The 24,741-nt window shown below is 52.7% G+C and carries 20 protein-coding genes and 1 pseudogene; 18 read left to right on the top strand and 3 right to left on the bottom strand.

Features of this window, described 5'->3' with window-relative positions; all coding sequences use genetic code 11:
- The first annotated feature begins 218 nt into the window (after nucleotides 1-218).
- From NSQ46_RS30185 to tnpA, 7 genes are all read left to right on the top strand, one after another.
- Nucleotides 219-521: a MazG-like family protein gene (locus tag NSQ46_RS30185; RefSeq protein ID WP_028406241.1), complete on the top strand. Its 303-nt coding sequence runs from the start codon at nucleotides 219-221 to the stop codon at nucleotides 519-521.
- Between the two features lie 5 nt (nucleotides 522-526).
- Nucleotides 527-1,444 (top strand): DUF2232 domain-containing protein, encoded by a 918-nt coding sequence (locus NSQ46_RS30180; protein ID WP_007129202.1) that lies wholly within the window; start codon nucleotides 527-529, stop codon nucleotides 1,442-1,444.
- Nucleotides 1,445-1,455: 11 nt separating this feature from the next.
- Nucleotides 1,456-3,456 carry a DHH family phosphoesterase gene (locus tag NSQ46_RS30175; RefSeq protein WP_007129201.1) on the top strand — a complete coding sequence of 667 codons (2,001 nt, stop codon included), beginning with the start codon at nucleotides 1,456-1,458 and terminating at the stop codon, nucleotides 3,454-3,456.
- Nucleotides 3,453-3,896 (top strand): 50S ribosomal protein L9, encoded by a 444-nt coding sequence (rplI, locus tag NSQ46_RS30170; RefSeq protein ID WP_007129200.1) that lies wholly within the window; start codon nucleotides 3,453-3,455, stop codon nucleotides 3,894-3,896. Before NSQ46_RS30175 ends, rplI begins: the two co-directional genes overlap by 4 nt.
- Nucleotide 3,897: 1 nt before the next feature.
- Nucleotides 3,898-5,262 carry a replicative DNA helicase gene (gene dnaB / locus NSQ46_RS30165; protein ID WP_007129199.1) on the top strand — a complete coding sequence of 455 codons (1,365 nt, stop codon included), beginning with the start codon at nucleotides 3,898-3,900 and terminating at the stop codon, nucleotides 5,260-5,262.
- Nucleotides 5,263-5,498: 236 nt separating this feature from the next.
- A complete protein-coding gene (locus tag NSQ46_RS30160; RefSeq protein WP_144870886.1) occupies nucleotides 5,499-6,785 on the top strand; it encodes an adenylosuccinate synthase in 1,287 nt (428 codons plus the stop codon).
- Between the two features lie 246 nt (nucleotides 6,786-7,031).
- Entirely contained in the window at nucleotides 7,032-7,505 is a 474-nt protein-coding gene (tnpA, locus tag NSQ46_RS30155) for an IS200/IS605 family transposase (RefSeq protein WP_007128375.1), read from the top strand.
- A gap of 514 nt (nucleotides 7,506-8,019) precedes the next feature.
- Here the strand turns inward: tnpA and NSQ46_RS30150 are convergent.
- Nucleotides 8,020-9,963, bottom strand: a complete 1,944-nt coding sequence (locus tag NSQ46_RS30150; protein WP_007129197.1) for a glycosyltransferase — start codon at nucleotides 9,961-9,963, stop codon at nucleotides 8,020-8,022.
- A gap of 323 nt (nucleotides 9,964-10,286) precedes the next feature.
- Between NSQ46_RS30150 and NSQ46_RS30145 the strand changes: the two genes are divergently transcribed.
- The 8 genes and pseudogenes from NSQ46_RS30145 to NSQ46_RS30110 all read left to right on the top strand — a co-directional run.
- Entirely contained in the window at nucleotides 10,287-10,988 is a 702-nt protein-coding gene (locus NSQ46_RS30145) for a hypothetical protein (RefSeq protein WP_007129196.1), read from the top strand.
- Between the two features lie 277 nt (nucleotides 10,989-11,265).
- The gene (locus tag NSQ46_RS30140) at nucleotides 11,266-12,837 is read left to right on the top strand and encodes a peptidoglycan DD-metalloendopeptidase family protein (RefSeq protein ID WP_341342595.1); all 1,572 of its coding nucleotides are present in this window, start codon (nucleotides 11,266-11,268) and stop codon (nucleotides 12,835-12,837) included.
- A gap of 1,087 nt (nucleotides 12,838-13,924) precedes the next feature.
- Complete coding sequence (gene yycF / locus NSQ46_RS30135) at nucleotides 13,925-14,656, top strand: response regulator YycF (RefSeq protein WP_007129193.1); 732 nt, start codon at nucleotides 13,925-13,927, stop codon at nucleotides 14,654-14,656.
- Nucleotides 14,656-16,485: a cell wall metabolism sensor histidine kinase WalK gene (walK, locus tag NSQ46_RS30130; protein WP_007129192.1), complete on the top strand. Its 1,830-nt coding sequence runs from the start codon at nucleotides 14,656-14,658 to the stop codon at nucleotides 16,483-16,485. The genes yycF and walK overlap by 1 nt, the downstream gene beginning before the upstream one ends.
- Nucleotides 16,482-17,759: a two-component system activity regulator YycH gene (gene yycH / locus NSQ46_RS30125; protein ID WP_007129191.1), complete on the top strand. Its 1,278-nt coding sequence runs from the start codon at nucleotides 16,482-16,484 to the stop codon at nucleotides 17,757-17,759. Before walK ends, yycH begins: the two co-directional genes overlap by 4 nt.
- Nucleotides 17,760-17,807: 48 nt before the next feature.
- Nucleotides 17,808-18,557, top strand: a complete 750-nt coding sequence (gene yycI, locus NSQ46_RS30120; protein WP_007129190.1) for a two-component system regulatory protein YycI — start codon at nucleotides 17,808-17,810, stop codon at nucleotides 18,555-18,557.
- A gap of 7 nt (nucleotides 18,558-18,564) precedes the next feature.
- A complete protein-coding gene (locus tag NSQ46_RS30115) occupies nucleotides 18,565-19,368 on the top strand; it encodes an MBL fold metallo-hydrolase (protein ID WP_007129189.1) in 804 nt (267 codons plus the stop codon).
- A gap of 143 nt (nucleotides 19,369-19,511) precedes the next feature.
- Nucleotides 19,512-19,607 (top strand): annotated as a pseudogene (locus tag NSQ46_RS30110) (MBL fold metallo-hydrolase); the annotation flags it as partial.
- 357 nt (nucleotides 19,608-19,964) lie between these two features.
- Here the strand turns inward: NSQ46_RS30110 and NSQ46_RS30105 are convergent.
- Entirely contained in the window at nucleotides 19,965-20,222 is a 258-nt protein-coding gene (locus NSQ46_RS30105) for an alpha/beta-type small acid-soluble spore protein (RefSeq protein ID WP_028406228.1), read from the bottom strand.
- 802 nt (nucleotides 20,223-21,024) lie between these two features.
- Between NSQ46_RS30105 and NSQ46_RS30100 the strand changes: the two genes are divergently transcribed.
- The 3 genes from NSQ46_RS30100 (at nucleotide 21,025) to NSQ46_RS30090 (ending at nucleotide 24,299) form a co-directional block, all read left to right on the top strand.
- Nucleotides 21,025-22,398, top strand: a complete 1,374-nt coding sequence (locus tag NSQ46_RS30100; protein ID WP_007129187.1) for a trypsin-like peptidase domain-containing protein — start codon at nucleotides 21,025-21,027, stop codon at nucleotides 22,396-22,398.
- Nucleotides 22,399-22,903: 505 nt separating this feature from the next.
- On the top strand, nucleotides 22,904-23,071 hold the full coding sequence (locus tag NSQ46_RS30095) for a CxxH/CxxC protein (protein ID WP_007129186.1): 168 nt from the start codon (nucleotides 22,904-22,906) through the stop codon (nucleotides 23,069-23,071).
- 187 nt (nucleotides 23,072-23,258) lie between these two features.
- Nucleotides 23,259-24,299 (top strand): GTPase, encoded by a 1,041-nt coding sequence (locus tag NSQ46_RS30090; protein ID WP_007129185.1) that lies wholly within the window; start codon nucleotides 23,259-23,261, stop codon nucleotides 24,297-24,299.
- 104 nt (nucleotides 24,300-24,403) lie between these two features.
- Here NSQ46_RS30090 and NSQ46_RS30085 read toward each other — a convergent pair whose 3' ends face one another.
- Entirely contained in the window at nucleotides 24,404-24,697 is a 294-nt protein-coding gene (locus NSQ46_RS30085) for a hypothetical protein (protein ID WP_007129184.1), read from the bottom strand.
- Nucleotides 24,698-24,741: the final 44 nt, after the last annotated feature.

Raw genomic sequence — 24,741 nt, 5'->3', positions numbered from 1 at the left:
GCAGGGCGTGTAACCGCGGTGAATACGTAGGTATCACGCCCTATTTTTCATACACGGGAATATTAGAAGGATAATTGGAGACACAGAGAAGGGAGCAGATGACAAGCAGCTGCCGGAATCCCGGCAAGCCAAGGGCCGGGGGACTTTATGTGGGTGAATTTTATTTATGCTATAATGGAGAATAAAGCTGTTTTCGGGGAGAGATGGATATGCCAAATATGCCAAAGGACTTGGATGTAGCTAAACGCGCCAAAGTGATTGAATGGCTGAAAACCGAAGTCATTGACAATGTATCTCGGTTATTCAAAGCCCTATGGGAAGGCAGCACTACTAAAGTTGGAGATAGTTTGGTAAGCCTGATGATGAGCTCCTACATATTAGGCCGAAGGCTGGGTATGACCTATCGCGATTTGGACGATCTCCTGCTTGAGAAATTGAGGAAGCACAAGCAGGAAGGACATCAGCTTGAGGATTGGTACCAGGATATATCCGCACTCGAAGAACATTTGCGTAAGAGGTGAACATATTGAAATTACGCTGGACAACAGCGGCCTGGAGCATCATTTATTTGCTTCTGCTGCTCTCTCTACAAACCCCCTTTTCCATTGTGACGGCATTCCTTCTGGTTCTGCCGGTTGCGGTCCTGTTTACGGCATTAAATACACAATCGTTTATTCTTCATATTGCGCCTGTATGGTTGATCGCGCTGTTGATTCATCCGATTTTTCTCTTGTTCGCGGTTTACTTTGCGATTCCGGGGGTTGTGATGGGATATCTATACCGGAAAAGAAAGGCTGCCATGCAAGTATTAAAATTCGGCGTGGCCACGATGCTGGTGGAATTGCTGCTGCTGCTTATGATCAGTACGGCCTTCTTCCAGATGGACCTATCGGCGTATGTGGATGAAATCGTGAAGATGACAACGGCTCCGCTGACCGAGATGGGGGTTCAAGGCAATTTTGGCGGACAACTCGTCGGACCGGAAATTGATACGCAGCTGATCAAGGACAGAACGCTGCAGCTTGTTCCGTTCGCCATGATCATCAGCTCGTTCCTGATGACGGTGATCACGCACTCGCTGGCTCGTCCGACGCTTAACAGCATGGGACTGTCCGTGCCGAAATTGAAGCCTGCCAGAGAGTGGATGCTGCCGCGTTCGCTGATTTGGTACTACCTGATCATTTTCTTTATCAATATCGCAACGGTGAACTCGGATAATGCGTTCATGAAGACGATCGTGGCGAATGCGACGCCGCTGCTGCAAATATGCTTTATGATTCAGGCGCTGGGCTTCTTCTACTACCTGGCCCACATCCGGAAATGGCATCCGATTCTTCCGCTGCTCACGGCCATTCCGATCGTGCTGTTCCCGCCGGCTATCATCATCGGTATTCTGGATCTGGCGTTCCCGCTTCGTCAAGCGTTTAGTAAAAACAAAAGATAGGGTGATGAGTCATGCCTAAATTTCTGCAGAAACGCTGGCACGGCTATCACACCGTCTGGGCGTTTGCGCTGGTGCTTCTGCTTGTCATATTCCTGTCATTCTATAATACGATTCTAGGTCTGGTCGGGCTGCTGCTGGCTGTGATCGGCGGATACGCGATGCTAAAAGCGGAGATGAAGTTCCGGCGGGAGCTCGTCGAGTATATTGGCGATCTATCGTTTCGCATTCGGCGTGTGGAGGGAGAGGCCGTCAGCGTATTGCCGTTCGGAATCGTACTATACAGCGAGGATAAGACGGTGGAGTGGCATAATCAATTCGTTGTGAATATGTTTCCTCACCAGACATTGGTCGGCGTATCCTTGGAGGATCTGCTTCCTCAGCTGGTGAAGGCGATCAAGGAGACGCGGGAGAAGAAGGATGGCAAGGAGAACCAGCCTAAGGAGATTCGGCTCGAAATATCACATGAGGACAAGTTTTATGGGGCGACCGTCATTCCCGAAGAACGGCTGATCTATCTTGATGAGATTACCGAGCTGGTCGTTCTGCGTCAGCGGTATGAGGATGAGCGTCTGGCGCTGGGCATCATTATGATGGACAACATCGACGAGGCGTCCCAGGGCATGGATGACCAGCAGCGGACGGCGCTCATCGCGAAGGTGACCAGCGAAATTACCGACTGGGCCCGGGAATTCAACGTCTATCTGCGGCGGCTGTCGTCGGATCGTTATTTGATGATGCTGAATCACCGATCACTTGATCTCTTGGAGAACAGTCGGTTCGTCATCCTCGATGAAGTGCGGGAGATGACTGCCGATCTGAAGGTGCCGCTTACGCTCAGCATCGGTCTTGCCTTCGGCTCCGATGATATTACCGAGCTCGGTCAGCTGGCCCAGTCCAGCCTTGATATGGCTCTGGGAAGGGGCGGCGATCAGGCAGCGGTGAAAGCGGGGCAGCGCCTGTCCTTCTACGGCGGCAAATCCAATGCCGTGGAGAAGCGGACACGGGTCCGCGCTCGCGTCATTTCCCATGCGCTGCGCGATCTGATGCAGGAGAGCGACCGCGTCATCGTGATGGGGCACAAGCTGCCCGACATGGACGTGATCGGGGCATCGGTCGGCATTCTGAAAGCCGCTCAGATGTATAAAGTGGACGCATATATCGTGTTGGAGGGGCTCAACCCGTCGATTGAGCGGATTATGGATGAGGTTCGCAAGGATGAGGCCTTGATCAGCCGCTTCATATCGACGGAGCATGCGATGCAGATGATGACCGAGCATACCCTGCTCGTTGTCGTGGATACGCATAAAGCGTCCATGACGATGGAGCCGCGGCTCGTGCAGCGGGCAAGCCGGGTGGTCGTGATGGATCACCATCGCCGGGGCGAGGAATTCATCAACGACGCGGTGCTGATCTACTTGGAGCCATATGCATCCTCCACCTGCGAGCTCGTTACGGAGGTGCTGCAGTATATTCATGACCGGGTATCGCTTACCCCTGTGGAGGCGACAGCGCTGTTAGCGGGTATAACGGTCGATACGAAGCACTTCGCCCTTCATACCGGATCCAGGACGTTTGAGGCGGCAGGCTTCCTGCGGCGGCATGGTGCGGACACGATGCTGATCCAACGGCTGCTCAAGGAAGATCTGACAGAATTTATCGCTAAGGCAGAAGTCGTAAAACATGCTAGAATGGTATATGATCACATCGCCATTGCGGTCGCGGAGAGCGGGGAGCCGATGCCGCAAATGCTGATCGCGCAGGTTGCCGATATGCTGCTGAATATGAACGATGTGCAAGCATCGTTTGTCATCAGCGAGCGCACAGACGGCAAGATCGGCATCAGCGCCCGATCGATGGGCAAGATGAATGTTCAAATGATTATGGAACGTCTCGGGGGAGGCGGACACTTAACCAACGCCGCCGTACAGCTGGACTCGACGCTGGAAGAAGCCGAGGAGCAGCTGATGGAAGTGTTGGAGGACATTGAAGCGAAAGAGGGGTTATTCGAATGAAAGTAATTTTTATAAAGGATATGAAAGGCCAAGGCAAGAAAGGCGAAGTGAAGGAAGTATCGGAAGGTTATGCAACAAACTTCTTGTTCCCGCGCGGGGTTGCTCGTCCGGCAACGGAGGGCAATATGAAGACGCTGGAGCAGCAGCAGGCTTCCGAACAGAAGCGTAAGGCTCAAGAGAAGGAAGAGGCTCAAGTGCTCGGCAAGAAGCTGGAAGAGATGACGGTTGTGCTGAAAGCGAAGGCCGGCGAAGGCGGCCGCCTCTTCGGCGCGATTACGAGCAAGCAGATTGCCGAAGCGCTGGCTGGACAGAAGATTAAGATCGACAAGCGAAAAATCGAGCTGGGTGAACCGATTCGAACTCTGGGCGTGACGCAGGTACCGGTGAAGCTGCACCCGGATGTGAAGGTAACGCTTAAGGTTCAAATTACGGAGGAATAACATGGGAGGAGAACTCTATTTCGATCGGGTCCCCCCGCAGAACCTCGAAGCCGAACAGGCGGTGCTGGGGGCCATTCTGCTGCAGAGCGAAGCGCTGATTACGGCGATGGAGCGGGTGCAGACCGAGGACTTCTACGACAAAACGCACCAGATGATCTACGAAGTGATGGTGCAGCTCGGAGAAGAGAATCAGCCGATCGATCTGGTGACCCTCACCTCCCGTCTTCAGGATAAAGGACAGCTGGAAGAAATCGGCGGCGTCAGTTATTTAGCGAAGCTGGCGCATGCGGTTCCGACGGCGGCGAACGTGGATTACTACGCGCAGATCATCGAAGAGAAATCGATGCTTCGGCGGTTGATCCGAACAGCGACGCAGATCGTGAGCGAAGGCTATACCGGCGGGGAAGATGTAGCCGGCATGCTGAGCGAGGCGGAGCGCCGCATTCTCGAAATTTCCAACCGGCGCACGGGCAGCGGGTTCATTGCGATCCGGGATGTGCTGATGGAAGTGTTCGAGAAGGTGGAGGTTCTGCATCAGAACCGGGGGAGCACGACGGGAATACCGTCCGGCTTCGTTGATCTCGATAAAATGACGAGCGGCTTTCAGCGCAGTGACCTTATTATCGTAGCGGCGCGCCCATCCGTAGGTAAAACGGCGTTCGCCCTGAATATCGCGCAGAATGTAGCGATTCGGGCGAAGGAGACGGTCGCGATCTTTAGTCTCGAGATGTCCGCGCCGCAGCTGGTTCAGCGTATGATCTGCGCCGAGGCGAACCTCGACGCAGGCGTCATGCGGACCGGCGATTTTAAAGGCGATGAGGACTGGTCCAAGCTGACGATGGGGATCGCCGCGCTGTCGGAAGCGGAAATTTATATCGATGATACGCCTGGGGTTACGGTTGCCGATATCCGGGCGAAGTGCCGGCGCCTGAAGAAAGAGAAGGGGCTCGGGATGATTCTGATTGACTACCTGCAGCTCATTCACGGGCGCGGTAAGCCGGGCGAGAACCGGCAGCAGGAAGTATCCGAGATTTCCCGTACGCTCAAGCAGATTGCGCGGGAGCTGGAAGTGCCGGTAATCGCGTTGTCCCAGCTGAGCCGGGGCGTCGAGCAGCGTCAGGACAAGCGTCCGATGATGAGTGACCTTCGGGAATCCGGTTCGATCGAGCAGGATGCCGATATCGTTGCGTTCTTGTACCGGGATGATTATTACAATCAGGAGACGGAGAAGAAGAACATCATCGAGATCATTATTGCCAAGCAGCGTAACGGCCCGGTCGGCACGGTCGAGCTGGTGTTCTTGAAGAACTTCAACAAATTCGTCAATTACGAGCGTACGCATGCCGATGCTTTTGCCGCGGGATAGCCAATTATATACGAATATATTCGGGAATCATCTGTAGTTCTCGTCCTAATTCCGAACAATCGTACTGCATAGTGTACGATTGTTCGTTTTTTATTTGACTTTAAAAATAAGGACTGTTACACTGGTATTGCTGCCTTTTGTGCAGTTGAGGATATGAAACATGCTTCAAGACGATGTATTTCATAAAGGGTTTGACGAAATAATAAGGGTGCTAATGCCCGGGCGGAGGAATGAATATGTCAACGGTAGTCGTTGTGGGAACACAATGGGGAGATGAAGGGAAAGGGAAAATCACGGATTATTTGGCGGAAAGCGCCGACGTGGTGGCCCGTTACCAAGGCGGCAACAATGCCGGTCACACCATTCTGATTGACGGTAAAAAGTTCAAGCTCAGCTTGATTCCATCCGGAGTATTTTATAAAGATAAAACCTGTGTAATCGGAAACGGCATGGTCGTAAATCCGGCTGCACTGATTGAAGAGATTAACTATATTCACGATAATGGATTCAGCACGGACAATCTGGTCATCAGCGACCGGGCGCATGTCATCATGCCGTACCATATGGTGCTGGATGCTCTGGAAGAGGACCGGAAGGGCCCGAACAAGATCGGTACAACCCGCAAAGGGATCGGTCCTTGCTACATGGATAAAGCAGCGCGCAACGGAATCCGGATCTCGGATCTGATGGATCCCGAGGAGTTCGAGCTGAAGCTTCGCCATATGGTGAAGGAGAAGAATCAGGTGATCACGCAAGTGTACGGCGGCGAGGAGCTTGATGTCGAGGAGATTTTGACGAAGTACCTGGAGTATGCCGAATTCATTCGTCCATACGTCCGCGATACGTCGGTCGTGCTGAATGATGCGATTGATGAAAATAAGAAGGTGCTGTTCGAAGGCGCACAGGGCGTTATGCTGGATATCGACCAAGGCACCTATCCGTTCGTTACTTCGTCCAACCCTTCGGCTGGCGGCGTATGCATCGGCTCGGGTGTAGGCCCATCCAAAATCCAGCAGGTTATCGGAGTAGCGAAATCGTACACGACCCGTGTCGGCGATGGACCATTCCCAACCGAGCTGAACAATGAGATCGGCGACTATATCCGGGAAAAAGGCCATGAATACGGTACTGTTACGGGCCGTGCCCGCCGCGTCGGCTGGTTCGACAGCGTCGTGGTCCGCCATGCCCGCCGCGTCAGCGGAATCACCGGCCTGTCGCTGAACTCGCTGGATGTGCTGAGCGGACTCGAGACCGTTAAGATCTGCACAGCCTACAAATACCGTGGCGAGGAGATCAAGCACTATCCGTCCAGCCTTAAAATGCTGGCCGAATGTGAAGCGATCTATGAGGAGCTGCCAGGCTGGAGCGAGGATATCACCGGTGCGAAGACGCTGGAGGACCTTCCGGAGAATACCCGTCGTTATGTGGAGCGGGTATCGGAGCTGACCGGCATTCCGATTGCGATTTTCTCGGTAGGCCGCAACCGGGAGCAGACGAATCAAGTGCTGCCGATCTACGAATAATGCTGTAGAAGCATCAATTGTCCCAAAATATAGAGACGGAGAACGTCATCTGTTAGACCTGTTGAAGCCTGCTCGGGGGTGAGAACCCGGCAGGCTTTTTATTATGGCTTTAGCCAGTTGAGCTCGCGAAGCGTGCGAAACAAAAAACCACCCGCTATGCGGGTGGAGGGATCGAGGGTTTGACCAACAAGACCATTCCGATAAAATTGAGATGTTCAGGCTCAATAATGAAAGGAATGGTCTTAGATGGCAAACAAGAGCTATAGTTTAGCTCACACGAAGTGGATGTGCAAGTACCACATTGTGTTCACCCCGAAGTATAGACGGAAAGAGATTTATAATCAAGTGAGGAAAGACTTAATCGAAATTTTCAAACGATTATGCAAATACAAGGGAGTGGAGATAATCGAAGGCCACATGATGCCCGATCATGTACATATGTTGGTAGCAATTCCCCCCAAAATCTCAGTATCATCATTTATGGGATACCTGAAGGGGAAAAGCTCACTCATGATATTCGAGAAGCATGCTAGCTTGAAGTATAAATATGGCAATCGAAAATTTTGGGCGGAGGGATACTACGTCAGCACAGTGGGCTTGAATGAAGCCACCGTGGCAAAATATATCCGTGAGCAAGAAGCACACGACCAGGCAATTGATAAACTGAGTGTGAAAGAGTATGAAGACCCATTCAGCAAAAACAGTAGCAAGAAGAAGTAAACCAGTTTAACTGGTAAGTGAAAGTGACAAATTACACTGAGCCTGAACAATTTTATTGTCAGGCTAGCGTCTTTAGGCGCAGTTTGGCAACAAGGGGTTATACCCCAAGAGCAAACCACCCGTTTGACGGGTGGTTCTGATTTTGGGGGCGATGGGGAAGAAGTATAAGATTATACCCCTCCGTCCGAAAAAATTATCCCTCGACCGCAAAGATTTCAACCCTATAATGGAGTTAGAAATAAAGAGCATGACGCTGGGTTTGGAATTGGGGCTAAGACAGCGAACCGCACGGCAGGATAGCTATGATCACAGAGGGAAGAAGCCATACGCTTCTTAACAAGGCGTACGGCCTTATGGGAGAGCCGGGAATGCTATTCCCGGCAGCATAAAGACCGGAATCATCCGAAAGCGTTACATGCGGATGATTCCGGTCTTTTAACGTGCGTACCCCATTATGGCAGCCATTGCTGAATCCCTTCCATAGATTATATAGATCGGGGAACGAAAGTTAACCTCAATGAGGAATGATGCCTGATACCAATAAACGGTAGAGTGCCTGATACCGATTAAGGAACGCTTCGCGTCCGTAATAAGTCTCTATTTTCTGACGGGCGGCAGCGCTCATTCGCTCTCTCCATTCAGAATGGTCCAGGAGGTACATAAGCTGCTGGGCGTAATCCAGCTCCTCTGCTTCGGAACGCCCGATGAGAACGCCGTCATGGTGCTGGTGAATCAAATCCATCCATCCCCGGACAGCGAAGGCTATGACGGGCACCCCGGCTGCCATCGCTTCCAAGCCGCTAATCGGAAGTCCTTCACTTGGTGAGGTGGACGCCATGACATCCGTAAACTTCAGAATCTGATGCACGTCTCCGCGCGCACCAAGGACAATGATTTTGGACGACAGGGACCCGATGGCTTCGATTACCTGCTGCTTCAACGGACCTTCCCCAACGATTAGAAACCGGTAGCGATCCGCGGAATCGGCAGCGATCATTTGTTTGGCGATGGAAATGAATTTTAACGGGTCCTTGTCGATATTTAGTCTGGCGATGTAGGAGACGACCTTCTTATCCAGCGGGATGTTAAAGCCTTGTTTTAATATGGCATATTCCTCGGCAGTACCGGGGCGATATAAATTCGTATTGATCCCGTTTGGCAGCAGGCAGATTTTCTCGGGATTGATATGGAACAGGCTCGTCAAGGTGTCCTTCATTGACTGTCTGCACACGTTATAGCAATCAATCCAAGGATCGAACTGAACGGAATGCCTTACATGATCCCAGGGCAATTCAGGAACATAGGCGTGAAGCAGGGCAATGGTTTTAAGATGAGGAAATCTCGCTTTCAAGCCAGGCAGTATATTGTAGCCGACTTCGCTGTTGTTGTTATGGAGAATCTGTATGCCCCTGGTTTCGATCAGGTAATGGATGATGGCCTCCATTTGCTCCGGCAGCTCGCAAATCGAAGGGAGCAGAAAGATTTCATCGGTACATTGGTCATATCTCTGGTAAAGCGGGCTTTCCTCCCGTATGGTCGTGACCAGTGTAATGTGATACTGATCTCTGGGCATGGCCTCCAACAGATCCAGAAAGAAGGTCTCCGCCCCGCCGATAATGAGCCAAGGCATGATGATCATAATTTTAATTTTGTCGTCAGCCGGTTTGGTCACCATATAGTTATCTGACTGAATGTTCCAATTTGCCGATATCGCAGACGATTGCCTCATGCTGTACTCTAGCTGTCCGGCATCGAGCATGCTGTAGGCCCGGTGGTGTTTTCTCCGAAGATGTTCGCGAAGCTCATTCTGGCGGGGAAACTGTCTGACGGATTCGGTTTCGCCATGTCTGCGGTAGAAGAACAGCAATTCAGGAATACAGAATCCTCCCCAACCGAGACTGGTCAGCTGGATCCAGAAGTCCCAATCCTCGTAGCCTTTGCCTTGTTCGTCAAATCCGCCCGATCCCTCCCATGCGGCACGCCGAAACATTGAATTCCCCACGACTATATTATCTCTGAGCAGCTGGGCCAAGGAGAAGGGGGGGAGGATCCAAGTCCAATTCTCCTGATCAAATGCCTGAAGATAACAAGTAACGAAACCGACATGAGGGCGAGTATCCAATACGAGCGCCCCCTTCTCCAGCAGCGTATGGTGGATTCGGTCATCGGCATCAAGGCGAAAAATATACTTCCCCCTTGCCTCCCGTATCCCCCGATTTAACGCTGCCGGGATTCCTTTATTCTCTTGTCGAATGACTTTCGTCTTTGGCTTCTTCATGGTTCGGAACAACTCTACGGTATAAGGGTCTGTGGAACCGTCATCGACAACAATAATCTCGATATTTTGAATCGTGGAGGCGAGGCATGAGTCAATCGCTTCCTCGAGATAAACCCCATAGTTATAACATGCGATAACCACGGATACCAGCGGCTCGCTCTCTTGAGAATGTATAAACATGCGTCTAATGTGCCTCCTCTCACTTTGAGATGACAATGCACCACTCTCATTCCGGCTTACTGGCAGACGGACATCGTTCGGCTCTAGCATCTCATGCAACTGGTACTTTATCGTATGCAGGTCCGGCATAGGGGGCATAGGTGATCATATCAGCATGCCGTAATTATGCGAATGCACGGGGTGGATATCCCTGCAATATAGCAATTCTCAATAGAAAATAGAAAGCTTTGAGGTTGAAGAGAACGATAAGCGTCAATACTGGAAAAAGAAGACAGCCATCATTACGCAGTCTTATGGCATGCGGAAGGAAGGAGGAGAGGCGGATGAATCTGATGAAATGGCTGCTGAAGGTCAGCCTGACGGCAATCCTTGTCAGCACATTGACGATTGTGACCACGGGAATCGTTGTGAACGCTTATATTCAGTCGATCCTGTCCAGCCTTAATATTCAGCTTGAGGCTCAGCCTCTAGGAGTCGGAGGCATCATGAAGACGATGCTTGGCTTTGGCGCGGGTGCCGACACCGGAGCTGGTACGACGCCAGCCACTTCGGAAACCGTGAATGTGACGAATGCCAATCAAACTTCACCAGACTCCGTGCAAAGCGATGACAAGGAGCCTGGTGCAGACGAGGCAGATGCGGAGACTAACGGGACGCAGGAGGCTGAAGAAACGGATGCAGGCACGGGGGAAACGGAAGGGACGTCCTCCGAGCAGGGGGCTCCGGATGGATCGCTGCCGGTGATGGGGAGCTCCGCGGCCGATTCGGAAACGGCGCCAGAGGACGACCAGATTGTCATGACTCCTGGCGATATTGTAGACCGCAAAGGCAGTCTGCCGCTTGAGGACAAGGAGGAAATCTTTACATTGCTGATGAATAAGCTTCCCCAATCGGAAATGCAGAAAATATCGGAAGCTATGGAGGATGGCTTGACGGAGGCCGAACTCACGGAGATCGAGGAGGGCATCACCCAATACTTGAGTGAAGCTGAGTACGACAAACTAATCTCGCTGCTCCAGGAATAGAGCAAGGCCAGGAGCTGAGATGCGCCTGGTCACTATTTTGTCACAAATTGCAAGCCGTTTAATATTGGAAGACGTGTGAAAACCCGCATGTGATGCGGGTTTTTTGCTGTTTTGGCAAACTTGAAATGAGCTTAACGGCTATGTTAAAGTATACAAAGATCAAAAAGGTTAAAATTTTGATACCTTTTGACAGGTGATGACATTTTTCAAACGAGCAGTCAACATGTTCAGATGATATGCAGTGATTACATATGAACAAGGCTAGAAGGAGAGGGACATGAAGGGTTTCAAGGGGATACGGTGGATCGAAGGTTTGCTTCGTCGACAGCAAGCGGATCGCTCCGCCCTACACAACAATTCAACAGACGAGTCCGAGCTGCCTTCTCATCCGGAATCTACTGGACGGGCCGTTCCGCGCAAGTGGATTTGGATGTCGGCAGGGGCTCTACTCCTAGCAGGATCGATATATACCGGCAGCAAGGCTTATGTGAACGCCAATACCATTCCGTTCTATCATGTATATGTTAACGGTCAAGCGATCGGCGCGATTGCTGATGACGCCGAGCTGGACCGGCTGTTTGAAGAGAAGCGACAGGAATTTCAGGAGAAATACCCGGATGTGCTGATGGTGTTGCATACCGATGGGATTACGACGAAAGCGGATCGCTCCTTTAAGCCGGAAATTAACAGCGAGGAAACGCTGAACAAGCTGGACGGCATGCTGAAGGCATACGCTCGGGGCGTCGAGCTGAAGGTGGACGGCAAGACTGTTGCGATCGTCAAGGACCAGGAGACGGCAAGGGCTGCGATTGAGGCTGCCAAGCTGAAATTTGCGCCGGACGCGGATGCGGTGAAGACCAAGACGCAGCAGGTTGCTTTTAAGAGGGTCTCTGCTCAAGCTTCTACCAAGAATAAAGAAGGCGCAGAGCTGGAGTCCGTCCAGATCAAGGAAGAGATTACCGTGGCCGGCACGAAAGCCGATCCGAACAAGGTCTTGGATGTGGAGGACGCCGTGAAGGTGCTGACCGGAGCGAAGGACAAGCCGGTGACCTACACGGTGAAAGAAGGGGATACGATTTCCTCGATTGCCAAGCAGTACGGGATGAAATCATCGGAGGTTATGGCCTTGAATCCGGGGCTTGAGGAAAAATACATGCAGATTGGAGCCGAGCTGCAGCTTACCCAGCCGGAAGCGCCGCTCACGGTGCGGACGGTCGAGACGGTTACCGAGAAGCAGCCGAGCAAGCCGGAGACGATCGTTCGCAAGAGCGACCAGCTTCCTCTCGGTAAGCGTAAAGTTGTTCGCCCTGGGCGAGACGGTGTCAAAACCGTGAGTTACGTGGTCACGAAGGAAAACGGCAGGGTGGTCTCCAAGCTGTGGACCGGGCAAGAGGTAGTTCAGGAGGCGCTGCCGGAGGTTGTTTATAAAGGCACGAAGGTGGAACGCAAAGCGGCTGCACCGAAGGTGAGCAAAAAAACGTCGAGCAGCAAGCAGTTCGCCTGGCCGGTGAGCGGAGCTCGCATCACGAGCTCCTTCGGACATCGCTGGGGACGGAGCCATGAGGGCATCGACGTTGTCGGCGGCAGCACCATTATGGCCGCGGCCTCCGGTCGGGTTGTCTTCTCCGGCCAGCAGAGCGGGTACGGCAATGTGGTCATTGTGGACCACGGCAACGGCTACCGTACCCTGTACGGCCACATGAGCCGGATCTCCGTCAGCAACGGCCAGTCCATCAGCCAAGGCCAGAAGCTTGGCGTGATGGGCAATACCGGTCGTTCGACCGGAACCCATCTCCATTTTGAAATTCAAAAAAATGGAGTTGCCCAAAACCCGATGAAATATTTATAAATCTGTGTTATACTATCGTTACTAGTGACGACATAAGCCATTATTGGTTTTATATATCATAATGATGAAGATGGCCGCTCCTTTACGGGGGCGGCCATTTTCTTCGTTTGCATCTGCTTGGATGGGGGATGGGGATGTGGGAGGCAGAACGGGAAATATCTTTCCAGTCTGGGGGCATGGGGTGTCCTTCTCCATCGCTGTTGAATTCGGAAAATTTGGAACTAATAATCCCTGATGAGATTTTCCGAATTCAAAGGCGAGCGCTCCGCTTTCCGAATGCCACCCCAAGCTGAGTATGAAGGGTTTCCCTTATCTGCAAAGTCCATCCCCAATCCCGTGGAAGCCGATGCTGCCGAAGAGGTGGCCGCTCCCCGTGAACCGGAGCGGGCCATGGAGGCGAGGGTGTGGGAGGCAGAGCGGGAAATATCTTTGCAGTCTAGTGGCATGGGGTGTCCTTCTCCATCGCTGTTGAATTCGGAAAATTGGAACTACTAATCCCTGATGAGATTTTCCGAATTCAAAGGCGAGCGCTCCGCTTTCCGAATGCCACCCCAAGCTGAGTATGAAGGGTTTCCCTTATCTGCAAAGTCCATCCCCAATCCCGTGGAAGCCGACGCTGCCGAAGAGGTGGCCGCTCCCCGTGAATCGGAGCGGGCCATGGAGGCGGGGGGTGTGGGAGGCAGAGTGGGAAATATCTTTGCAGTCTAGTGGCATGGGGTGTCCTTCTCCATCGCTGTTGAATTCGGAAAATTGGAACTACTAATCCCTGATGAGATTTTCCGAATTCAAAGGCGAGCGCTCCGCTTTCCGAATGCCACCCCAAGCTGAGTATGAAGGGTTTCCCTTATCTGCAAAGTCCATCCCCCTTTCCGTGGAAGCCGATGCTGCCGAAGAGGTGGCCGCTCCCCATGAACCGGAGCGGGCCATGGAGGCGGGGGGTGTGGGAGGCGGAGTGGAAGCTGGAGCAAAGGAGTGAGTGCTGCATGCGTGAGTGTCCTTTGCCCTGGCGGAATGGGTGTGTCCAGGCGGCAGGTGTGTTAAAATGAAAAGAAGACCGTTCAAGTGAAGGTATGAGGTGAACAGGAAGATGCAGGGAACCATTCTGGTGGTGGATGACGAACAGCCCATCGCCGATATTTTGAAATTTAACCTGGAAAAAGAGGGCTATGAGGTCATTTGCGCCTTTGACGGCATCAGTGCGGTCGACATCGCGCTGACTCGGCGCCCGGATCTGATGCTGCTTGATCTGATGCTGCCCGGTAAAGATGGGATGGACGTATGCCGCGAGGTGCGTGCCGCCAACCTGCAGATCCCGATCATCATGCTGACGGCTAAGGACGGAGAGATCGACAAGGTGCTCGGGCTTGAGCTTGGGGCGGACGACTACGTGACGAAGCCGTTCAGCACAAGAGAACTGCTGGCCCGGGTGAAGGCGCAGATGCGCCGGCAGCAAAAGCCTGACAGCACGGCGGATCAAACGGGCGGTACCGGCGCGGGCGGACAAGGCCTGCGGTTGTTCGATCTGTTTATCGATACGGATATGTATATGGTATACAAGGGCGGCGAGGCCCTTGATTTGACGCACCGCGAGTATGAGCTGGTGTATTATTTGGCACGCAATGCCGGCAAAGTGATGACCCGGGAGCATTTGCTGCAAGCGGTATGGGGCTTTGAGTATTTCGGGGATGTACGCACGGTGGATGTGACCATTCGCCGATTGCGGGAGAAGATTGAAGAGAATCCGAGCAAGCCGGAATATATTTTAACCCGGCGCGGTCTCGGCTACCTGATGCGAAGCCCTAAAAACGGAGGCCTCTAATGAAGTGGCTCTCCTTCTTCCGCACGATTCAGGCGAAGGTGATCATCATCTACGTGCTGCTCATTCTGATCGCGATGCAGCTGATCGGGGTGTATTTCGTCAGTGCGATGAAGACGTCCCTGACCAGCAACTTTACGAAGGATTTGCAGGAGCGTGCGGAGCTGATGTCGGTGCTGGCCGCCAAAACCCTTGGCGGCGAGAACGAATCGGAGGAGGATCCCGTGGAAAGCCTGCGCGTCATGGTGAACAATCTGTTCAATCTGAGCGGGGCCGAGATCCAGGTGCTGGATTCGACGGGACGGGTATTGACGACCTCACTGCCTTCCCACGCCGATTATGAGGGCACGAAAAACACGCAGACTGTCGTAAGCCGGGCTTTGCAGGGAATCCAGGACAACGAGGAATACATTATTGACGATGACAATATCCGCAAAAAAGTCGTCGCCAAGCCCGTCATGTATAACGACAAGATCGTAGGCGCGATCTATATCGTTGCGAGCATGAGCGAGCTGTACAATACGATGCAGCGGATTAACAATATTTTTATATCCGGGATTCTCCTGGCGCTGGGCTTAACGGCCGTGCTGGGGGTTATCCTGTCGCATACGATCACGCACCCGATCAAGGAGCTGACGAAGCATGCGCGCGCGGTCGCCGACGGCCGGTTTACCGAGAAAACGCCGGTATTCGGCAGTGACGAGATCGGCCAGCTCAGCCAGGCGTTCAACTATATGACGAGCCGCCTGCGCGAAGCGCTGTCCCAGAACGAAGAGGAGAAGGAGAAGCTTGCTTCGATCCTCACCAACATGAGCGACGGCGTCATTGCCACGGATGAAGCGGGCCGGGTGATCCTGATGAACCGCCGCGCCGGTGAGATGCTGGGCGTGGAAGGCGAGGAGCTGGCTGGACGCGATATCGGGTCGCTCCTTGGCTTGGAGGAAGCGGAATCCGAGGCGCTGGCACGCGGGGAGCATCATGACTCCAAGCTGCTGGAGATCGCGCCGCGCGAAGGCGGAGAGCCGTTCATGGTGCGGGTTACCTTTACGCCGATCCATCGGCGGGAGATCGGGATTACGGGCACCATTGCCGTGCTTCAGGACGTAACGGAGCAGGAGAAGCTTGAGGCTTCGCGGCGGGAGTTCGTGGCGAATGTGTCGCATGAGCTGCGCACACCGCTGACCACGATCAAAAGCTATACCGAAGCGCTTGAAGACGGGGCGCTGGAGGACAAGCAGATGGGGCCGCGCTTTGTCGGCGTCATCCAGAACGAGACCGGGCGGATGATCCGCCTCGTCACCGACCTGCTTCACCTGTCGCGGCTCGATTCCAAGGAAGCGGCGCTTCATAAGGAGCCGACGGATATCGTGGAGATGCTGGAGGATGTCGAGGACCGGTTCTCTTTTCAAATGAAACAGAAGCATATCCGCACCATTATCGATATCAAGCCAGGTGTGTCCGCAGCGATGCTGGATAGGGACGGTATCGACCAAGTGCTTGACAATCTGATCTCCAACGCCCTGAAATATACGCCCGACGGGGGTTCCATCACCATGGAGGCAAGCATCACAGAGGACGGCATGCTGTCCTTATCCGTGAAAGATACCGGGATCGGCATTCCGAAGAAGGATCTGGATCGCATCTTCGAACGGTTTTACCGGGTCGACAAGGCTCGAAGCCGCAATTTGGGGGGCACCGGTCTTGGCCTGTCCATTGCCCGGGAAATTGTTAGAGCCCACGGGGGCTCAATCACCCTTCAGTCCGAGCTGGAGAAAGGTACAACCGTGACCTTTACCTTGCCCCTGAATGACGAGGGGAGGTCAACGCCGTGAAGGAACGATTAAAGACTTTACTGCTGGTCGTGCTGGTTCTTGGCAGTCTCGTGCAAAGCTATGTGCTGATCTACCGCCTGCCGGGCAGCGATTCTGTTGTGCAATCGAAGGATTCCTACATCCGAACCGAGGAGATGGGGCCGGAGGAGAAGCCGGAGAATCTCTTGTATCCCGACAAAATGATCATTCATCTCGGTGAGGACAAGCATACGATCTTTTATCCGAACGATACGTTCTACAATCTGGTGTACAACCGGCTGAAGGGCCGGACCTTCGACAATTTCCAGCGCCGGATGGTAGGCAATATCGACTGGAACAAGGTTCGATCCGAGAACCGGGGCATTGAGCTAAGCTTTGATTCAGGCATCCCGGTAACACTTCTGCAGCGCGTGATGCAGATCGTGCCCGATTCGCTGTTTAGTGGAGAGAGCATCAACAAAATGTGGCTGTACAGCGTTCCGGGCGAGGCGAAGGTTCATGTCATGTTTTTCAGCACCAAGGGAGATGTCGTTTACGAAGCCGTCCAGGCGGACTTGACCGTTCAGGACGTTGATCAGCTGGTCGATTTCGGGTTCAATTGGACGCCATACACCATGGTTAATGGCAGATATTATGTGCCGAACAAGAAGCTGAATATGGTCAGCACCGAGCTGCCGATCGGCGTGTATACGATTGAGCAGATGCAGCGCAGCCTGTTCTTTGACCCTAGCATCACCCGCAATATTCGGGAAAAAGACGGCTCCGAAATTTATACCGACAGCAAGCGCAGCCTGCAGGTGGATCAGGGGCAGCATTGGATCAGCTATACCGACCCGGCTGCGCCGCCGTCGGGAGAGAGCAGTCCGGGCAAGGATGTGCTGTCTGCGATTGATTTTGTCAACCAGCATGGAGGGTGGAACGGAATCTACCGGCTCAGTAAAGCTAGTGAATCTGAGGAGCGCACGCTGGTGAAATTCCAGCAGTACTACGGAGGCTATCCGATTCTCAATACGTCAGGCTTCCAGTACGGCGTGATGGAGCTAGATCTGCAGCAAGGCACGGTGACGTCGTATGAACGTTCGCTGCTTTATCTGGAATCGCCGGCGCTGAGCAAGCAGATGGTGACCCTGTCGGGAGGCGAGGAGCTCCAAGCGAAGCTGGATACGATCGCAGAGGAATCCCGGATTCAGAATTTGGAGCCGGCATATCTGCCGATCATTACAGGAGAAGGGCTGTTGCTTAAACCGGTATGGGCCGTCGAGCTTCAGAACGGAAGTGTGCGCACGCTGGAGTAACGGGTAAAGCAGATTGTGTTGGAATTACGAGAACAAGGAGGGACCGTCATGGATTGGGGCCGGGCTAAAAATGTTTTGATCTACGCCTTTTTGCTGCTGAATCTGGTGCTGGGCTATCAGCTGTGGATCGACTATCGGGAGCAGGCCGGCTCCAGTCTGGACTTTACCTCGCTCTCGGAAAGCACGCAGCAGATCATGGAGAAGAACGGGATTCAGGTGCAGAGTCCGATTCCGTCGGAAACGCCGCAGCTGCCCAAAATCAATTATATCTACAGCGCCGAAATGCAGAAGGAGCCGGTGGAGCTCGAAGAGCCGGTAGATACGAAGCTCATTTACGCCGATGAGAAGGAGCTGCGCAGTGTTCTGCAAGGGACTATACCGAATCTCGGAAACTATCGTCATGATCAGCCCTCGGATCAAGAGCATGTATTTGTGTTCCGGCCGCTGGTGCTGAAGGAATGGCCGCTGTTTAATGTGGAGCTGGAGTTTATCCATGAGTCGCAGAAGATTTATGCGTATCGTGAGCCGGTGTTTGAAATATTGCCGACGGACGGGGCGGAAGAGCAGAAGGTGCTCCCGGCATCCAAAGCGCTGGAGACCTTGATTGAGCGTAATTTCATACCGCGGGATACGGCGGTGAGGGACATACAGCTCGGTTATTACGGTCAGCTGTTCAATACGGAGGACCAGCTGGCGGCGCCGACATGGCGGTTCACGCTGGATAACGGCGAAATGATCTATGTACAGGGAATTAGTGGGGATGTGCTCACACCCAAAAGCGATACGGCAAAGGAGTAACAGAATTATGGGGATATCTTTTTCCGTGCTGTCGAGCGGCTCGACGGGCAATGCGACCATTGTCCGCAACGAGGATACGACACTGCTGATTGATGCGGGCTTAAGTGCCCGGCGCATCGATGAGCTGCTCAAGGAACGTGATATGATGGGAGAAGAAATCGACGGTATTTTGGTAACGCATGAGCATTCCGACCATATTAAAGGACTCGGGGCCGTCGCGCGCAAATACAATCTGCCGATCTATGCCAATGAGAAGACCTGGGAAGCGATGAGCAAATCGCTCGGAAAGATTGCCGAAGAGAACCGGATTGTGCTGGAGAGTCATGAGGTGAAGGATTTTGGGACGCTGCGGGTCGAGCCGTTCGAAATTTCCCATGACGCTGCGGCACCGGTCGGTTACTGCTTCTATGACGGCGATGAGAAGCTTGGTGTTGCGACAGACCTTGGGTATGTGAGCGATAAAGTGAAAAAAGCGCTGGACGGGTCGGACGTGCTGGTGCTGGAGGCGAATCACGATATCGAAATGCTGCGGATGGGACGCTACCCATGGAACACGAAGCGCCGGATTCTCGGCGATATGGGCCATTTGTCCAACAATTCGGCCGGAGAGGCGCTGAGCGAGCTGCTGACAGGCGATACGAAGCGGGCCTATCTGGCGCATCTCAGCTTGGATCATAACATGATGGATCTGGCCAAAATGACCGTGCGCGATACGATGGAGGACCGCGGCTGCTTCTTCAAGGACAGCGAGTTTAAGCTGTGCGACACCTATTATGACCGCTCGACCCCCTGGGATAAGGTCAGCGATTAGTAGGGCCTGTGCTGGCACAGGAACTGCGCGAACCGCTGGGACAGTGGGTGCCTTGGTATGTGCAGTGATTCGTTTCCCGTATATGCAGCGGCAGGCGGGTATAGTTGCATTGTGGCGGCATATACTGAATGGTCAGCTATTGAAACATGAAGGAGCTGGTCCAAATGATCGTGCGCGATACGATGATAAACCGCGGCTGCTTCTTCAAGGACAGTGAGTTTAAGCTGTGCGACACCTAGTTATGAATTAAAAAAACGTTGGAAATCAGTATAATCGAGAGAATAGGCGAAAATATGCACACAAGAAAGGGCTGCTTCCGTCACGTGGATCGTGACAGAGGCAGCCTGTTTGCTCTTTTACCCCTAAGTGAAAAAGATGCAGCAACGGCGTTATCGCCATAAGCCGCCATAAGCTATGCCTGCGTCGCATGCGTTAAGGGGCCCAGCTGCACACCGCGAAGCGCCGAGCGCTAACCCCTAGCGAGTGTGCAAGGAACGGCATGGAAGCATGATGAGGCATTCTCCCGGGCCGTGCAACATTCGGAAGCCATGGAGTGCTTTTGTGCTTTTATCCATAGCAGGCAACTAAGAACGTTCTTACGGCTTACTTAAACTCTCTTGTGCCATCCGGATCATTTCCCGGACCATCGAGCCGCCGATAGCGCCTCCGACTTTCCCGGCCTGCTCGGTGGTCAGATTGCCGTTGCCTTCAGGCTTGAGCGGGACGCCAAGCGTCTTTGCAACCTCATACTTCACTTCCTGCTGCGGGTTGACCTGGTAGCCCTCATTCCGCATGACGTCGTTCATGAACTGCTGCATTTCTGGACTGCGGCGCCGTCTTGATCTTCTAGCCATATTCGATCACCTCCTTTTCGTGAACCATCATCACGACGCGTTCTTAACATCCCCGCCTTATGGCGGACGCATGCGCAAGCAGCAGCTCGATCACCTTGAAGACAACGGGCAGCCTCAGCGAAAAACTCGGAACCTTGGGGCGAAAATAGCGTAATACCTTATTGTGTGTGTTAGGAGAAGCGTGGCTGCAGCATCATGCCTGAGGTATGTGAACGGAATTCCAAAAATATTTCCATCAATTTGACAATTGTTTTTACAAAAGACAGCTAACTTTAAACGTGACTGATGTGGTACAATAGGAGCACTAAAGAACATGCTCATGACAGCTGTTGGTATTTGGTACAATGTGCATCTTTGGAATGCACTGGATTGGGTTGTTCACGATGGATGGAGCAGGCGGATTGCCGGCTGTTTCATAAAATTACATGGAGTTCGCGCTTGGAGCCGCCCTGTTTGTGGTAATAGAAGGATACAGGGTTTTTTTTGAACCATATGGGTACCAATACATACCTTTTCTGGATGAAGATTCATAGTTTCCTGTCGGAACGTTCAGGCAGGGTTCGTATAAATGGTACAAATCGAAAGAGTATGGCCGAGACCTGCAACTTTTTGGCCTTCTCAAGAGTTATTACTATAGAGAGATTTATTGGCGTGGGCATGCGTTGGAAGAAAGATCTGATACACGATGCAGGGCGGATTGTTATGGCGACAGAATGAATGCGGAGTCGGTCGGTAATGGCGATGGTCTTTAAGCGGATATCGTATCTTGACGTGCAGCGACAAGGGGAGAGAGGGATCGCGAATGGGATTGTTTGACGATGATTTTTATTCAACCAAAGTATCCAGGAAGAGCAAAAATGCCAGCGAGGACCGATCTGCGCGAACCAAGTGGCGAACGAAGTGGCGGACCAGCCGCCGGAGCAGAGGGCTGTCCACCTTCCAAATCTCCGCGATCAGCTCGGTATGCAGCGCATTGATTGCCGTGATGCTGTTCAGCTTCATTACCGGCCATCCTGCCTCCACATCCCGGGTCTCCTTGGTGAACGGCGGACATCAGCTGTCCTCGACGGAAGGGGACCCTTATGAGCGGATTATTCAAGCAGCCGAGAAGGTGCGTCCTGCTGTCGTAAGCGTGCTGACGCATAAAGAGACCGTGCTGCCGGAAGAGGAGGATCTTGAGAGCGAGGAGGAAGTCTTGCCTGAAGACGAAGAGGGATTGGAGCTTCCGGAGGGATTTGATTTCGGAGAGGAATTCGATTTCGGGGATGAATTCGGTGATTTCGGCGAATCTCAGGAGGATGCGCTGGGATCCGGTGTTATTTTCAAGAAGCTTGAAGGCAAGGCTTACATCATCACGAATAATCATGTTGTAGAAAATGCCGATTCCTTCGAGGTCGTTACCGTGACCGGCGAGAAGAAGCAAGCGACGCTTGTCGGCACCGATCGCGTGAGCGATATTGCGGTGCTCTCGATTGACGCCAAAGGCATTGGCGATGTAGCCGAGTTCGGCGACTCCTCCAAGCTGCGGCTGGGAGAGACCGTCATTGCGATCGGGAACCCGCTTGGGCTGGGAGATACGCTGACCTCCGGCATCGTCAGTTATACGAACCGGATCATTCCGGTCTCGCTCAATCAGGACGGAAATTACGATTGGGAGCAGGAAGTGATTCAGACCGATGCCGCCATCAATGAGGGCAACAGCGGCGGTGCGCTGGTCGATCTGAATGGCCGGGTGATCGGCATTAATACGATGAAGATCGCGGATACCGGTGTGGAAGGCCTTGGGTTCGCCATTCCGGTGAACGAGATTACCGAGGTTGTTAAGGAGCTTATGCTGAAGGGCTACATCGCGCGTCCATACCTGGGTGTCTATACGGTGGATTTGGGCAATCCCTATGCGCCGCTGAGCAAGAAAGAGAAGGAGAATCTGAAGCTGCCGAAGAGCGTAACCGAGGGTGTGGTCGTACTGGATGCCCTGGGACCTGCCAAGGATGCGGGCCTTCAGCTGAACGACGTCATCGTCAAGCTGGATGGCAAGCCGATTAAGACCACCCTGGAGCTGCGCAAGCATCTGTACCGCAACACCAAGGTTGGCGGTGAGCTGGATGTAACATTCTACCGGGATGGGAAGCTGCAGTCGCTCAAGGTGAAGCTGGAAGAGAAGCCGGAGGAATAAGCTTCGGCTAGGCTTTAGACGAAAGAGATATGAAAAAGGTTGAGCGTCATTCACTTGGCGGACTAAAGAGAGAGCGTGCTTATGCACGCTCTCTTGCTGTTTTACTGGGATTGAGGCAATGAGGCAATCCCTAGCGGTAATTTAGCGTCATATGGGGATAGGCGGCCTCCCCGTCGGCATACCTTGTCCCGAACATTGGTCTGATCAACTCCTTGCAGACATTTCGCCCTCTTCCACGAGTATGGATTCATGGAGGCTGCGCGTAGAGGACGGGCCTCTTTGAGCGTGGTATTGTCCCAGAATAACGAATGATCCATTGTCCAGTAGGAAGATCTTGGGGGAATATCAAGCCTGGAAGCGAGGCAGAATACATTGGAAGCCCGGATGCGGGGGTAATTCGGGCAAAAGCATTTCTTTTTCTCGCAGAGTGTGGTAGAACAGAAGAGTGGCTATACAGTTTGATAGAAACGCGGGCTCATAGGCGATAACAGAAAGGATGCATAGAATGTACGTCGTATGCAAAGAACATGTGGAACTGGCAATCGAAAATTTCGTGGATGAGTATGAGGATGCTCCAGATATCGTGGATTTGAAGGAGACGGAGTTTTCGGACTGGGACCCGCCAGTGAAGTGCGCGGAGTGCGAGAAGCATGCTGAATTTTTAATTGTATAACGTCAATATTTTAATTCAATAAATAATGCGAATGAGAAAGCGTGATGATTTCACGCTTTTTTTGTTTAAGAGATCATGAAGGCAATCGAAGCAGCGAAGCTTTGGTAGACAGTCCTCCGTAGTGTATGATGGATGTGTAGATTGCACGGAGACGCCGATAACCTATCGTGAATGGAGACGATCAGAGATGGATGACTTCGGGAAGGTCTGGGAAGAGGAGATCAAGCGGGCAGCCGATGAGGCATACGAGAAGGAAATGGATGAAATCAACCGCCAACTGAAGCAGGAAATTCTCATTGCGCTGATTGGCGACGTGAATACGGGCAAGTCCTCAACCATGAATCGGATCGTGGGCGAAGAGGTGGCGGGCGTCGGGGCCGAGCCCGGCGAAACGACGGTGATTCATCCGCATAAATATAAGGACAATATATCTTTCATTGATACACCCGGGTTGAATGATGTGAATACCGCCAATTCGGAAGTGACCTTGAATTACTATAAACAGGCGGATATGGTGCTGTTCTTTCTGAACGCTGCAGGCACCGTCTTCTCGGAGGCGGAGAAGAGGTCGTTTGAGAAAATTCAAGGCGTCAACTCGAACATCCTGATCGTGCTGAACAAAATTGACGCCGCGGATGAAATCGACCGCCTGGTGGCGCGTATCCGGAAGGAGACCGGAGGGCGCTATGAGGTTGTGCCGGTGTCTTCTCGGACGGGCGAGAACATCGACCGGCTGCGGAGCAGCATTCTGGAGATGCTTAAAAAAAAGTCTAAAGACATCCTTTTTGCCAAAAGCATCAAGGAAAAGTCGGCGACCGCCAACGGGTGGATCATCGGAGCCTCGATCTCGGCAGGAGCAGTAGGCGCATCCCCCATTCCGGGATCGGATATCATTCCGATTACCGGCATTCAAGTGAGTCTCCTTACCCGGCTCGCGGTGCTGTACAATAAGCCGATCAGCAAGGAGACGGCGAAGGAGCTCGTCATTGCCACGATATTCGGGAATATCGGGAAGAGCATTTTCCGGCAGATCGTGAAGGTATTCCCTGGCGCTGGATCGGTCGCCGGAGCGACGGTCGCGGGGGCTACAACCCTGGCGCTGGGATATGCTGTGAAATATGCTTACGAGCACAACATCCAGATCAATACGGCGAATATTACAAAGCTCTATAAGAAATTCAGGGAGAAGGCCGAGACGGAATCGGAATCCAATTCCGAGTCGAAGTAAGCAAGCCGATGTCGAATGCAAACCACGTTAAACGGATGGAATAGAAAAAGGGGCCTTCGGCCCCCAATCGTAGCTGCGTCAAAGCAGCGATATTTATCTTTGATTTACTTCGTGGCAGCCTCATGGTCGGCTTTGGCCTGCTCCAGCATCGATTTCCAATCCGGAAAATCGGTTTCTCTTGAAACGTGACGGTCAAACAGTTCGTCCGGAATGTTATCGATATCTTCATGCGTTTCCACTTGGAAGTTACCTTTTACGACAAAATCCCCAAAGCTGTTATGGGATGAATGTTTACGCATAAACGATTCATTGAACAGCTTTTCCAGAGAGATGTTATCCGGATCCTCCTGTACCGATTTTTGTCCTTGCAATTCCTTCAACAGATCATCAAACGACATGGGCTTTTGCTTTCTCAGAGTACCACTCCTATAAATTAATATTT

The organism is Paenibacillus sp. FSL M8-0142 (assembly GCF_038597315.1).
GTDB classification, from domain to species: domain Bacteria; phylum Bacillota; class Bacilli; order Paenibacillales; family Paenibacillaceae; genus Paenibacillus_AQ; species Paenibacillus_AQ lactis.
Note: the sequence above shows the minus strand (reverse complement) of the source record. Positions and strands in the feature narration are given on the sequence as shown.